Here is a 13,120-nt window from a genome sequence, read left to right as displayed (position 1 = left end):
GATACCGTTTGTCTGACGGCACCCAAGTAAGGTGTTTCGCGCCCAGCGGAGATGCACCCGTCTCAGACGGTCCTCGGCGTCAGCCCCGAGATACCGCGCAGCTACCGGGCCTGTACTTCGGCCGGGACCGACACGTTCGGCACCCGGACGGTGGCGACCGACCCGGAGGGCTGGCGATTCTCGAACGTCACGCTTCCGTCGGCGATATCGACGCCCCACGTGACGAGCCACAGACCGAGTCCGCTGCCGTGTTCGAGCGGGGACTCCTCACCCTGCGCCAGAACGCGACGCTCGTAGTCACCGATTCCATCGCCGTTGTCGACGACTCGTATCTCGACTGTGCCTTCGACCACGCGGGCAGACACCTCGACCCACGGCACGTCGGTCGAGTTGTGCTCGACGCTGTTTTCGACGAGGTTCAACACGACCGGTTTGAGAACGGCCAAGACGGAGGCGTTCGTCGGCGCTTCGCCGACGACGATGCTGGCCTCGGGATACTCGGCAGCCACGTCGGTCACACAGGAGTCGAGCAGGGTGGCGACATCACGCGGTTCGACCTCGGACCAGTCTCGCTCGAAGAGTTCGACGACTGCCCGACCTTTGTCGCCGACGTCGATGATTCGTTGCGTGCGTTCCTTGATGAGGCTGCTCTCGTGTGCCTCGTCGCCGTCTGCGAGCAAGTCGGCGTAGCCGGCGATAAGGTTCGCTTCGGTCCTGAGGTTGTGTCGGAGCACGCGATTCAGTACTTTGAGGCGCTGGCGCTCGCGCAGGATATCGCTCACGTCGTGAAACGAGATGACGCGGCCGAGTGGCCGGTCGTGAACGTCGTCGATTGGAACCACAGAGACGTCGTATCGGCCGACACCGCGGTCCGAGTCAATAGACAGTGGCGTGGACAGCGCGCCTTCGCTGGGGAAGTCGTCGTAGGAGGGAATAACACTGGTCGCCGGTGAGCCGAGTGCGTCCGACGGTGAGACGCCGAGTACCTCGGTCGCCGGTTCGTTCATGTCCACAACCGTGTCATGGCGGTCGACGACCACCGCGCCGTCGTGCATCTTCGTGAACACGAGTCGGCGCGCCCGATGTGTCGGCGAGGGGCTCGCACCGAAGAGTCGGAATCGCGTGACTGCGGCGAGGTACGCCACACCGGAGACAGAGAAGGCGACGGGAGTCGGGTCAAGTCCAGAGGTGTCGTAGAATCCGAGTAGGAAGAACACGTTGCTCATCCACGGCGCGAGCGTTCCGAGGAGGAGTGCGAAACTCTGCCCGCGGAACGGTCGTGCGTCACTCGACAGCAGACTGAGAATCGGGATGCCACCGAACAGTCCGAGAAGGTAGGTGTAGCCCGTGATGAGCCAAAACCACGGGCCGACGGTTCGATGGATGCGGAGAGATCCGTTTTGGACGAGCAGTCGTGATTCGCGGTAGAATAAGTCGTGGTACTCGCCGGTCAGCGCGAGGACGATTGTGAGCGCTGGGACGAGCGAAACGAGAACGAGATATCGGCATTGGAGGTACTCGTCGCGGCCAGTGTACTGCAACGCGAACGCGAGCCATGCCACGGGGATGACGACGACGCCGACCCACGAGATATCGACCCAGAACATCTTGGCTTGGAGGGTTGTCGCCTGTACCTGGAAGACGAGACAGGTCGACCACCAACTCTGTCCGGCGAGCATGGCGACAAGCGGAAGCGAACCCGGCTCTGGACGTGCACGCCACGCGGTGAGCGTCGCCGCCACACCGATGACGATAGTGGCAAACAGCACCACAGTGAGCGGGGCGATTGGCACCATGTATGGACGGTACATGGCCATCACAGTATAATAAACACCAGCAGACACGCGAAAATTTGTTTAGTTGTTATCGTGTTTCGTGGTCGTCAGAGTGCAAACGGGACCAGGGCAAGCGCGACGACGACGTACTCGGACTCGGCGGCGACCGTGAGGAGTTCTTCTTTGGTCGTTCGGCCGACGAGCGAGGTGACAGTCAGCGAAAACGCAAGTCCGAGGAGAAGCGCACCTACGAACATGGCGTCGAGCACCCCAGTGACAGCAGCGGCGACGAGGACCGACGCAGTGAACGCATCGATGCCGAGGAGGACGTGTCGCGTCCGATGCACACCGAGAACGACGGGGAGTGTCTCGACGCCAATCTCGCTGTCACCCGCGGCGTCGCGGACGTTCGGAATCTCGACGTTGACGAAGATGCCGAGGAAGAAGTAGACGAACATGACCGCGGCAGCGGGCGTGAAGGGTGCATCCGCAAACGCCAATGGGAGGACAGTCAGTGTCAGCGCCCACGCGAACGCGACGACAAACGAGTTGACGAGAAGCACGTCCTTCAGCCTGCGGAAGTGCGACGTGACCGATGGAAGCCACTCCGATGCGTAGAGAATCCAGAACACGCCGGGGAGAAGCGTAATCGCCAGTGCGACCGGGCCGCCAAGTACAGCGAGTGCGATTGCGAGTCCGTACGAGAGCGAGACCGCGTGTTGTAGCACGCGCTCGTAGCGTTTGATAAACGCCGTCCGCTCGGGATTCGTCGTCGCGTCGGTGTCGGCGTCGGCGATGCGGTCACCCACGTAGACGGCGAACGTAACGAGTCCGACGACGGCAGGCGCGAGCGTGGTCTCCAGCGAGAGCGCGGTCGTCACGAGAAGCACCTGTACCATCGCGATAACGGCGAGATACGCCGAACTGTACCTGAAGGCCGTAATCACTCCCTCGGCAGGGTTCGTAAACCACTGCGTAGACTCTGCCTGAGAGGGTGCCCGGTTCGAGACGCTGCCTGCGACTTCTTTTGCTTCTCCTGACATGTATTTCCCGCGGCGAGGGACATGGATTCCGCCGTGACACCCGCCGGTACTGACACATCTAGTTTTATTACATTCAAATATTTCGACACAGGTTGATTATCCCTATTTACCACATTTATAAGCAGTATAAGTAGGGCCGAATCCTGCCGGGGGAAAACACCTCGGCAAAGAGACTGCCAACCCTCGACGCAGTAGGCTCGGCAGAAAAGAGCGACACAAGTCAGGATTGCTGAGACGATAGCGGTAACTCAGGGTCGTTTGAGAAGAGAGTGCAGATGACCGGGCACCCATCTGCACTCCACGGACACTGGGGGAACGAACCCCATATACGCAACCCAAGTGCAGGTAACTACCTGCGATCGACCCAATGCTCTCCGGTGTTAAAACATTTTTCAATTGTCATTTGCCGGATGGCAGCCTATCTCACGGTGTTGGACGAACCGCTGACACCTAAATATTGCGGCAGTATACACCAACGGCATACGGACACACGCCAGCCACAAAGACGGCCAACGCTACCGGTCAGTACCGCGTTCCGCCGTGTGCGACATCGTCTGCCTCGTCGCGCCCGGGCAGTTGCTCGTCGTCGTCATCGACGAGGGCCGATTCGAGGCCCCATTCTTCGGCCCGTGCCTGTGCCTCTGCCCGCGCCTCCGACTGGATTTGCTCGATAGCCTCCGAGTCGGAGAGAAACGCTTCGAGCGCGCTCTGGTCGCGCCCCGCTTCGCGTCTCGATTCAGGGGCGGCGTCGAGCGTCCGGTCTGCCAGCCGTTCGTCGCCAGCGAGGACGCGCGCAGGTTCGTCCGGCGCCACGCGGAACGCCTCGGTTTCGTGCGCCTCGGCGAGGTCGTCGGCGTCGACGGCGTGGACCGCGACCCGGTGAGGGCCTGTAACTGCGAAGCCCTCCAGTCCGTCGCGACCACCCTCGTCTCGTTCGGTGTCGTACGCGAGAACGGGAATCCCATCTTCGAACGTCACGATACCGCGGGTCGACTCACCAAGCAGGAGTGCGTCCTGTGGCTCGAACACGACGTAGCCGGTCAGCCCCTCGTCGAGAACCTCGGCGAGCGCGTCGCCGGGGTCGTCGACGACGCGTGACCGAAGTAGTGCACCACGTGGAATTCTCATACGCGCTCGGGGACGACGGCGCTTCGGAAGCGCTCGGCGACGTCGTGTTCGTCGCCATCGCGAACGTCGAGCCGTGCCGCCGCCTCTCTGAAGGCGTCTGCCGCCGGGTCGTCGGGGGCGTGCGCCAAGAGCGGTTCACCCGACCGCCGCGCAGCGCGGACGGCGTCACTCTCCGGGACCGACGCGAGCGTCTGCCCACCGAAGTACCGACCCGCCTGCTCGGCGATTCGCTCTACGTCCTCGTCGGCGCGGACGCGGTTGAACACGACACCCGCCGTCTCGGTGCCGTAGGAGTGAGCGTACTCCTGGACTTTCAGCCCGTCAGAGAGTGACGGCACCGTCGGTTGGAGGACGACGACGATTCGGTCCGCGAGAACGATGGGAAGCACGGCACTCTTCGAGCCGAGTGCGGCGGGTGAGTCGAGAAGGAGGACGTCGGTGTCGGCGGCGAGTTCGGCGACTACGTCGCGCAGGCGCTTCGGGTCGGCCGCTTCGAACGCCGTGAGGCTGGTTCCACAGGGGACGACCGACATGCCGAACCGGTCGTAAACGGCGTCTTCGACCGCCACGTCTCGGTCGGCGATGAGCAAGTCGTGTAAGGTGACGTCGGCGTCGTCCAACCCGGCGTGGAACAGCAGGTTCGCCATCCCCGTGTCGGCGTCGATGACCGTCACGTCGTACTCCTCTGCGAGTGCCATCCCGAGCGCGAGCGTACTCGTGGTCTTGCCCGTCCCGCCTTTCCCGCTGGCGACGGCGAACGCCTCTACCATGCTCTCTGGTGGCCGGTGTCGGGTGTTAAGTGTTCGGAAGGAACTAGCCACCACTGCCGCCGCTGCGGTCGAACGCGACGCAGACGGCGTTCAAATCGCCTCGGTGAGCGCGTCGAGGAGCCTGTCGTTTTCGTGCGGTCGGCGAACCGCGATTCGGACGTGTGAGTCCAGCGACCGATAGTATCTGGCGTCGCGGACTGCGAGGTCACGCTTCCGCGTCTCGTGAAGGACGCGGTCGACATCCGGTGCTTCGAACAAGACGAAGGCGCTGTCGGACGGGGACGGGTCGTAGCCGAGACGCCGAAGTTCGGAGACGATTCGGGGGCGCTCGGTCTCGACTCGCTTGCGAGTCGCTTCGAGGAACTCAGTTTGGCGCAGGCAGAACGTTGCGACATCCACAGCGGGCTTCGACAGCACCCACGTACAGCGCGCGCGGTCGAGTTTGTCTCGGAGGTCGCCTGTGGCCGCAGCGAATCCCGCTCTGAGTGACGGGACGCCGAAGACGTTCGTCACCGAGTGGAGTGCGATGACACCGTCCAGACCGGCCGTACTCGGCAGTCGGGTGAACCCGAGTTGCGACTCGTCGACGAGAAGTGGAGTACCTGCACAGCGACACATATCGACGAACGCTCGAAGTTCGTCCGCCGAATACGCCGCCCCGAGTGGGTCACTCGGATAGCTCAGCACGACTGCGGCGTGCGCTTCGGGGTCGACGTCGGTGGGTATGTCCTCGTACGGGACGTGGTACGGCTCACCGCCCTGCAATCTGACCTCGCGGGCGTACTCGCCGGAGCAGGGTTCTGGAATTACCACCGATTCGCCGGGCGAGACAGTCACGCCGATAGCGAGGCGCAGTGCCCCGATGACGCCCGGAGCCGGAACGACGTGTTCAGGGTCGCAGCCAACGAAGTCAGCGGCCGCGACGCGGAACGCAGCGTAGTCGTCCAACGCGTACCGCCGAGACGTAGAGAGGGCTGATTCGTAGACGCTTGCGAGCCCTGAGGGTCGCTCGGGATTCGACCCGAGGCTGAAATCGACGAGCGAGTAGTCGGCAGTTCCGCCGTGCGTCACTGGGTCGACGTCTGAAACGGAACTGGAGTCCATGAGTACATGCTAGATATGAACCATATTCAAATCTTCTTCACAGACCGACTGGGTACCACCGACGATTCGATGGAAAAATCAGGTTTTTTCTGTCTAATCTGTGTTCCGCTCACGGCTCTTGGCGGCCACCCACTCGGGAGCAGTCGCGCGTACCTCGCCGGTTAGTCGACGTTCGAGACGGTCGCGTGTTCGTCTGCGACGACTCCGTACTGTGCGTCTTCGACCGACGTCGGCAGTTCTCTGTCGGCGTATCGCGAGTCGAGGCTGGCGAGAATCGCGTCGCGAACGCAGACGCGGGCGGCGTTTCCGATCTCGGTCGCGCTCCCCGAAAACGATGCTGCCTCACCCGCAGGGTCGCAGGCGGCCACAATGGCGTCGGTCGTCGTTCCGGGCGACCCACAGCGCGAAAGCAGTGTCGCCGCCTTCGCCTCGGCAGCCACTGCGACGAGATTCGGCAACGCACCGGGCGCGAGCGACCGCGTCGTTCCGACGACCACGTTCACGGTGCCGAGTTGCGGCTCGTCGGAGTCCGACGAGTCGTCAGCGACACCATCGACCGGCTCGTTCTCGCGCCCTCCGTCACGAAGGCCCTCGACCGGCAGTTCGGCGGGGTTCGAGACACCCGCCGTCGCGACGACCTCGACGGGTCCGAACCGTGCCCGGCGAGCATGTTGCTGGTCGACGCCGGTGAGCAGTGCCGGACCACCATCAGTAAACCCTGCATCGGCGAGTCGCCCCTCGACGTACGTATCGAGGTCCGTCTCCGGCCAGCCCTCGGGAACAGAGATGTTGTACGCGACGTTCCCGTGCGACTCACCGCCGTCGTAGCCAGTCGAGAGCCACCGCGTCTCGGGCCGGAAGATTCGGCAGACGCCGTCGCGGCACGTGACCTCAAACATCGGCGAGTGCGCGGAGCAACTGGTCGTTTTCGTCCGGGCGCTTCACGGCCACGCGGACGTGCGAATCGAGCGTCGGAAACGTCGTCGCGTCGCGGATTGCGACGCCTCGCTCGCGTGCCGTTTCGACCACGGTGGCGACGTCGCGGTCGCCAACGTCGAGCAGGAGAAACGGTGCATCCGACGGGAACACGTCGAAGTCGTCCGACAAGGACTCGCGGAGTCGTTCGCGCTCGGCCGCGACTCGCTCGCGAGTCCTGGAGACGAACGCCTCGTCGCGCATGCAGTGGGCACCCACTGCGGCGGCGGGAGTCGAAAGCGACCACGAGCGCCGGGCAACTGCGAGTCGCTGGCGGAGTTCCCCGACCGCGACGGCGAACCCGGCACGGATTCCCGGCAGCCCGAACATCTTGGTCAGCGAACGCGCGACCACGACGCCCGAAGTACCAGCGAGACTGGGTACGTCGGTGAAGTCGAGAAACGCCTCGTCAACGACGAGAACAGTGTCCGACTCGCGGCACCGGGCGGCAAATTCCCGGAGTTCATTGGGGGATGCGACCGCTCCGGTCGGGTTGTTCGGCGTGCAGACGACGGCGACCTCGTGGCGCTCGGGGTCTGCGTCGAGAATCGCGTCGTGTGCGACCGAAACCGGCTCGGCACCCTGCAGACGGATTTCTCTGTCGTACTCGCCGAAGCTCGGTTGCGGAACCAGTGCCGAGTCGCCCGGGCCGAGCGTGACCTCGAACGCGAGGCGAAGCGCTTCGAGACCACCCGCGGTCGGAATCACGTCGTCGGGCGAACAGGCTGCCTCAGCTTGGTCGCGGGAGACGTACTCGGCGGCGGCGACCCGAAACTCCCGATACTCGTCGTCCGGGTAGCGAGTGGCGTCGTCGAAGGCGGCCGCGTACACGTCTCGAACACCCTCGGGACGCTCCGGGTTCGTGTTCGCACTGAAGTCGAGGACGGACGTATCCGTGGTTCCGCCGTGTGGCACGCGACTCGCCCGGGAGACGGCGTCAGGGTCCATCGGCGACCTCAGGCATCGTCTTCGACCGCGTCGGCGTCGACTGCCTCCGGGTCGAGACGCGAGAGTACGTCCAGCGTCGCCGCCTCGACGTCGTCGAGGACGCCCATCCGGTCGGCGAGCATGAGCGCGCCGCCCATACACGCGCCTTCCTTGGCCTCGCCAGCGGCGTATCGGTCGAGCGGGTGCGACTCGAACTCGGGGTCGGTGACGACGAGGTCGAGGTCGAACGCCTCGGCCGCGTCTTCGAGGTGTGGCACGTCGTCAGCGAGATAGCTGGTCGTCGCAAGCGACAGGTCGCCGACTGCGCCGGCGTGGCGGGCGAGCGCCGCGGCCGTGAGCAGTTGCGTGCCACCGCCGAGTGTCACCTCGATACCCGATTCGAGCGCGCCGACGGTCAGCCCGGCGACGACGGGAAGCACGGGGTCGCCGAGGTACCGAGCGGCGCGCTTTGGGGTGTGTGCTGCGTCGCCCGGCGAGAGACCGCTCGCGTCGAACGCGTCGGCGACGACCTCCTCTTTGAGGTCGGTCGGATTCTCCGGGAGCGACGAGGAGACGCCGAAGTCCTCGCCGAGCGCGCGGAGGACGGCCATCGCCGTCGTCGTCCCGCCGGGGACGGTCTCGCCGATGACGAGTTCGTCTTCTGGAAGTGTGGTGGCGAGTTGGCGGGCGGCCTCGAACGCACCCGGTGCGGTCGGAACCGGCTGTTCCTCGCGGATGTCGCGGCCGGGCATCGCGCCCACGTCGATAGTCGGCGCGCCAGTCGGCTCCGAGAGCCCGCCGTCGACCACGAGCGCGTCGAATCCAGTGAGTTCTCGGACGGCGCGCGTGATGGCTGCGGGCGTCGGACACCCTGTCGGACTGACGGGCGTCACCGGCGAGCGGACGGTCTGGCCGAACTCGACGATTTCGGCGTCGGCGCTCGGCGTGTGGCCGACGAGCGACGGGTCGGCACCGGCGGCGCTGATGCCGGGAATCTTCGCGGTCTGGGTCGTACCGGCGACGAGGATTACTCGCATCGGTCCTCCGCGAGTGCGATGTCTGTCTGACGGTTCACGTTGAGTGCGAGTTTCGGGTCTGCAGTGAGGTACACGGTTGAATCGGAAGTGGTTGTAGTCGGTGAGTCTGTGCTGTCTGTGGTCGGTGAATCTGTGCTGTCTGTGGTCGCTTCGGTGCTACTGTCCGCGGTCGCCGCGTCGGGACGTGGTTCGGAGTCTGTCCGTTCTGCTGTCTCGGCCCCGACGATGCCCAGTCCAGTCGGACACACCTCGCGCCCGCGGTGTTCGAAGACTACCAATTCGTCGATGCTGGCACCGAGCGACCGCTTCAGCGACACCGGAACACACGCCGTCCGGGTCGCGCCGGCGGCATCGTCGATGAGGTCGTTCACGTGACTCGCCTCCAAGAGTGGCAGGTCGGAAACGACGGTCAGAACCGGGCGACCGACTTGTTCGAGGGCGAACCCGAGGTCGGCGACGTAGCCCTCGCCGGGCGCGTCGATGACCGAGATATCTCTCGCGTTCGCGTGAGCGCGCGTGTCGGGCGTGTGTGGTGAGACCACTGCGTGAATCTGGTCGATACGCGACTGGCGAAGCGCGTCTACGACGCGGTCGAACATCGGTCGGCCACACACCTCGACGAGGGGCTTTTCGACCGGTGCGTCGAGGCGGGTTCCGAGGCCACCGCACATCACAAGAGCGTCCACGTCACCACCCCCACGTGAATTGCAGTTGCCCGCGCGAGTTCGTTCGTCGCGCCGATGAGGTCGCCCGAGACGCCGCCGAGGTGTTTCCGTCCCCACGAGCGAACCACGAGGGCGACGAGCGGGCCGCAGGCGAGCGCGGTGAACACAGCAACCTCGCCCGTCAGCGGGGCGAGTGCGACCACCGGGAGGCACGCGACAGCGACGCGGAACAGTCCGAGTGGGCCGTTTGCGCCGACCAGCGCGGAACCCATGCCTTCGTGTGCCGGGTCGCCGAGACAGACGAGCGTCGCCATCCCGGCTTTCGCGCCGACCTCGGCAGCGACCGCGATTGCGACGCCCGCGGTGAGCGCCACGCGCCCGGCGGCACCCGCGAGGCCGAGCGCCCCGAGTGCGAGGACGACCAGCGTCAGCCCGAGCGCGAGAAGGCCGCCGACACCCGTTTGCGAGTCTTTCAGTACCGACATCCGGCGTTCGTCGTCCCCATGGACGACAGCGGCGTCGCCCAAGTCGGCGAGGCCGTCGGCGTGGGTGACACCGGTCACGAGATACAGCGTCACGAGGTACAGCGCGGCGGCCGTCGAGACCGGCAGGGGAGCGATAAGCGGCAGGGCTGCGAGTCCGCCGACGACGTAGCCGACCAGTGGAAACGCGACTGGTGAGCGTCTGAAGGCGTTCCACTCGGTCTCGCCACCGCCAACCGGGAGTCGCGTGAGGAACCCAAGCCCACCGCGAATTGCGCTCAGAACCATGCAAACACCTCCACAGGCACGGGCGCACTCCCCGTTGGCGACAGCCACGCGACCACGCCCGCAAGCGCGAACGCGGCCAGGCCTGCACGTGAGACGAGTCGAACACCTCGTGCAGCCGTCTCCGAGTCCGGGAAGTCGGGGCCGCCGTCGAGACAGTAGTGTCCGGGCTTCTCAAGTCGCGTTTCCAAGAGGACCGCGAGCGTCGCCATCGGCCAGCCAGAGTTGGGCGAAGCCGGTCGTCGCGCCAGCGACCCCACGCGTCCGAGGACACTCGGAGACCCGCCGACGGCGGCGAGTAAGACAGCCGACACACGGGCGGGAAGCCACATCGTCGCGTCGTCGAGTCGGGCCGGAACGCGACCGACCGGCTTGTGATGGTAACCGAGCATCGAATCGAGCGTGTTTACGGCCTTCACCCACGCTGCCGCGCCGGTTGCGAGGGGAAGTGAGAACGGCACGACGAGCGCGAACGCGAGAAGCGGCGCGACCAGCCCGTCCGCGAGATTCTCGGCCGCGCTCTCGACGGCAGCACTGCGAATCTCGCCCGCCGAGAGCGACGCAGGGTCGCGTCCGGCGAGCGCACGGAGTTCCGTTCGAGCCGCATCGACGTCTGAGGCGGTCGCCGAGACGACAGCCTCGGTCGCGTCGAGGAGCATTCGGAGGCTCGTCGTCGAAAAGAGCACGAGCGCGGCGACGGCCGCACCAACCCACGGAGAGACGGACGACCCGGCCCACGTCGCGGCCGCGACGACACCCGCAGCCAGCGCAGGCAGCGTAAACGCGGCACAGGCACCCACAACCGTCGGGGACGACCACTCGCGGTCGAAGAGTGCGACCAGACGCCCGAACAGGGCGACAGGGTGGACGCTGGCCGGTGGTTCGGCGAACAGTCGGTCGAGCAGTGCGGCGGCGGCGACAGCAACCGCGGCAGTCACGGGCATGGGCCGTCACCTCGCCGTATTCGGGCAGCGAACGCGTCCAGCGTCGTCTCACGGAGGTTCACGAACTGTCCGCCGAGGGCCTCGATACCGCCGTCCGTCGCCGGGTCGTCGCCGACGTGGGTCACGTCCGACGGGGCGACACCCAGTCCACGGGCCGAGGCTTCGAACGCCTGTTCGTGCGGTTTTCGCCATCCGCAGGCGACGCTCGTCGTGATGTCGTCGAAGTCGCGTCGGCCGAGGTCCGACCGGATGAGCGTCCGTGAGACGAGTTCCGGGACCGAGCAGTTCGACAGCAAGCCGACTGAACCACACTCACGGGCAGTCTTGACCGCATCGACCGCACCGGGGCGCGTCGTCACTTCGGGATCGAACGCGTTGACGACCGCTCGGCGGGCGGCGTTGTCGGGAGACGTAGCGCCGCGCGAGCGAAGCGCCGCAGCGACGTGCGCCGGAAGCGGGACTTCCGCACCGTCGGGGGCATCGATGTGGACCTCACGGTACGCATCGTCCCAATCGTCTGGGACCGAGACGCCAAGTTCGGAGAGTTCGTCTGCGACGGCCGAACTGGGGCTGTCAGGATACTCGGCGTCGACGAGCGTGCCGAAGAGGTCGAACGTGATGGCCACTAGAATTGCATTGGTGAAACTCTACTTGAAGATAGCGAAGCGGGTGGTCCCACACCGCTCGTCGAGAAGAGAGGTAAGCGTCAGCGTTCGACAGAGAGTGTGTTCGACTCGATATCGCGGGGGAAGTACGTGAGCATCTCCGTCCCCGAGTTGGTGATAGCGACCGTGTCCGAGTGTCGATAGCCGGTCGTCTCGGTGTAGAGTCCCGGTTCGATGGTGTAGACCTGTCCGGCGGCGATTTCGGCGTCCGACTCGGTGAAGTCGGTCTCGTCGTCGAGGCAGTGGTCAGCCCAGCCGCGGTCGATGTACGGCGGTTCGTGCGCGCCGAGGCCGATGTTGTGGCCGACGTGGTGCTGTGCGAGGTCGGTGACGCCCTGTTCTTCGAAGTACTCCCAGACGAGGTGGTCGACGTAATCGACCGGAACGCCCGGAGCGAGCGCGTCGATGGCGATGTCTTGCGCCTCCAGCATGAGTTCGAAGTAGTGTTCGTCCTCGTCAGAGGGGTCGCCGACAAACATCGTTCGCTCCAGTTCGGAGTAGTAGCCGTCGACGATGGCCGTCGCGCCGGTGATGATAGCGTCGCCCTCCGAGAGTCGTTCGTTCGGCGTGTGTCCGTGCGGGAGCGCGGTTTCGGACCCGGAGATGTAGCCCGCGTGGACTGGGCCACCACCACGGGTGCGAGGAACGTACCGGTCGCCGAGAGTGTCGAGCATGGCCCGCGACGCCTCCATGGAAGCACGCTGTGAGACCGTCACCGGGTGTGCGCCAACTTCGGTGAAGTCGGCGAGGTATCGGTGTCCCAGATTGGCCCATCGGGCAGACTCACGAATGCAGGCGATTTCGGCGTCGGTCTTCTCCCAACGCATTCGCGGCACCCACTGCTGCGTCGTCACCTCGACGAACTCCGAAAGAGCGGGACCCTGATAGCCCATCACTCCCGGTGCGCCGTCGGCGTCGGCCGCGACGTGGTCTACACCGAGCGCGTCGAGGGTGTTAGCGAGCGTTCCCATCGGATTCCCACCGGGGTAGTCGAAGTACGTACGCACGCGGTCGATTTGTCGGACGTTACTCGCTCGTTCGAGTTCGAGTCGTGGTCCGACGAGTTCGACCCGGTCGTCGGTGACGACGAGCGCGACGGGACGCTCGGTCTGAATATGGTGAAACCCAGACAGGTACTCGATACTCGTCGCACTGAACCAGACGCCCGCATCGGCAGCTGTGTCGGCGAGGTTGCCGCGAACGGCGTCGAGTCGAGTGGCGAATTCACTCGACGAGAGGCTGGGAGACATACTCGGAGAACGTCGATACGTGTTGATAAATCGGCTGATGAATGATGACTGGCTGATAATTCAATCGGAA

Annotated in this window: 13 protein-coding genes; all 13 read right to left on the bottom strand. The window is 65.2% G+C overall.

The annotated features are described in order from the left end of the window. Positions 1–101: 101 nt before the first annotated feature. The 13 genes from C453_RS05140 to C453_RS05080 all read right to left on the bottom strand — a co-directional run bounded on the left by C453_RS05140 (position 102) and on the right by C453_RS05080 (position 13,050). Positions 102–1,796, bottom strand: coding sequence for a histidine kinase N-terminal 7TM domain-containing protein (locus C453_RS05140; RefSeq protein ID WP_008323134.1), 1,695 nt, complete (start codon positions 1,794–1,796; stop codon positions 102–104). Between the two features lie 86 nt (positions 1,797–1,882). Beyond that, entirely contained in the window at positions 1,883–2,818 is a 936-nt protein-coding gene (locus C453_RS05135) for a UbiA family prenyltransferase (RefSeq protein ID WP_008323133.1), read from the bottom strand. Positions 2,819–3,340: 522 nt separating this feature from the next. After that, positions 3,341–3,946: a hypothetical protein gene (locus C453_RS05130; protein ID WP_008323132.1), complete on the bottom strand. Its 606-nt coding sequence runs from the start codon at positions 3,944–3,946 to the stop codon at positions 3,341–3,343. Further along, positions 3,943–4,716 (bottom strand): nucleotide-binding protein, encoded by a 774-nt coding sequence (locus C453_RS05125; protein ID WP_008323131.1) that lies wholly within the window; start codon positions 4,714–4,716, stop codon positions 3,943–3,945. The genes C453_RS05130 and C453_RS05125 overlap by 4 nt, the downstream gene beginning before the upstream one ends. Positions 4,717–4,806: 90 nt before the next feature. Beyond that, positions 4,807–5,820 carry a pyridoxal phosphate-dependent aminotransferase gene (locus C453_RS05120; protein ID WP_008323130.1) on the bottom strand — a complete coding sequence of 338 codons (1,014 nt, stop codon included), beginning with the start codon at positions 5,818–5,820 and terminating at the stop codon, positions 4,807–4,809. A gap of 161 nt (positions 5,821–5,981) precedes the next feature. Further along, positions 5,982–6,719 carry an adenosylcobinamide amidohydrolase gene (locus C453_RS05115; RefSeq protein ID WP_008323128.1) on the bottom strand — a complete coding sequence of 246 codons (738 nt, stop codon included), beginning with the start codon at positions 6,717–6,719 and terminating at the stop codon, positions 5,982–5,984. Further along, positions 6,712–7,743, bottom strand: a complete 1,032-nt coding sequence (cobD, locus tag C453_RS05110; protein WP_008323127.1) for a threonine-phosphate decarboxylase CobD — start codon at positions 7,741–7,743, stop codon at positions 6,712–6,714. The genes C453_RS05115 and cobD overlap by 8 nt, the downstream gene beginning before the upstream one ends. 8 nt (positions 7,744–7,751) lie before the next feature. Further along, positions 7,752–8,759, bottom strand: a complete 1,008-nt coding sequence (locus C453_RS05105) for a nicotinate-nucleotide--dimethylbenzimidazole phosphoribosyltransferase (RefSeq protein WP_008323126.1) — start codon at positions 8,757–8,759, stop codon at positions 7,752–7,754. Continuing rightward, positions 8,750–9,430 (bottom strand): NTP transferase domain-containing protein, encoded by a 681-nt coding sequence (locus tag C453_RS05100; RefSeq protein WP_008323125.1) that lies wholly within the window; start codon positions 9,428–9,430, stop codon positions 8,750–8,752. The genes C453_RS05105 and C453_RS05100 overlap by 10 nt, the downstream gene beginning before the upstream one ends. Continuing rightward, positions 9,430–10,194 carry an adenosylcobinamide-GDP ribazoletransferase gene (gene cobS, locus C453_RS05095; RefSeq protein WP_008323124.1) on the bottom strand — a complete coding sequence of 255 codons (765 nt, stop codon included), beginning with the start codon at positions 10,192–10,194 and terminating at the stop codon, positions 9,430–9,432. Before cobS ends, C453_RS05100 begins: the two co-directional genes overlap by 1 nt. Further along, a complete protein-coding gene (locus C453_RS05090; protein ID WP_008323123.1) occupies positions 10,185–11,135 on the bottom strand; it encodes a CobD/CbiB family cobalamin biosynthesis protein in 951 nt (316 codons plus the stop codon). The genes cobS and C453_RS05090 overlap by 10 nt, the downstream gene beginning before the upstream one ends. Beyond that, positions 11,126–11,761, bottom strand: coding sequence for an HAD family hydrolase (locus tag C453_RS05085; protein WP_008323122.1), 636 nt, complete (start codon positions 11,759–11,761; stop codon positions 11,126–11,128). Before C453_RS05085 ends, C453_RS05090 begins: the two co-directional genes overlap by 10 nt. An 80-nt stretch (positions 11,762–11,841) precedes the next feature. Beyond that, positions 11,842–13,050, bottom strand: coding sequence for a M24 family metallopeptidase (locus tag C453_RS05080; protein WP_008323121.1), 1,209 nt, complete (start codon positions 13,048–13,050; stop codon positions 11,842–11,844). Between the last annotated feature and the right edge of the window lie 70 nt (positions 13,051–13,120).

The organism is Haloferax elongans ATCC BAA-1513 (assembly GCF_000336755.1).
In the GTDB taxonomy this organism is placed as follows: Archaea; Halobacteriota; Halobacteria; order Halobacteriales; family Haloferacaceae; genus Haloferax; species Haloferax elongans.
Note: the sequence above shows the minus strand (reverse complement) of the source record. Positions and strands in the feature narration are given on the sequence as shown.